The 257-nt window shown below is 38.5% G+C and carries 1 protein-coding gene; it reads right to left on the reverse strand.

What is annotated here, in order from left to right; all coding sequences use genetic code 11:
• Positions 1 to 253: Lrp/AsnC family transcriptional regulator (locus ACFINS_RS11040; RefSeq protein WP_375706298.1), on the reverse strand; the 253-nt coding region annotated here is incomplete at its 3' end.
• Positions 254 to 257: the final 4 nt, after the last annotated feature.

Below are 257 nucleotides of genomic sequence, written 5' to 3' on the forward strand. Positions count from 1 at the left end.
TTTTTGAAAAGCGCTTAAGCCATTCTTGGCTGTGTGTGTTCGTACGAATAGAAACAAAAACAGTGACGTGTGCGTTTACTTTTTCTGGAGAGAGGACAGCAACACGACGTTGAATAACACCATCTTCTTCAAGTTTTTGAATTCTACGCCAACAAGGAGTGGTAGAAAGTCCTACTTTTTTAGCGATATCAGCGACAGAGAGTGTCGCATTTTCTTGCAAAAGATATAAAATTTTTCGATCAAGACGATCCATATTT

The sequence above is a fragment of the Bartonella sp. AA2SXKL genome (assembly GCF_042197205.1).
In the GTDB taxonomy this organism is placed as follows: Bacteria; Pseudomonadota; Alphaproteobacteria; order Rhizobiales; family Rhizobiaceae; genus Bartonella.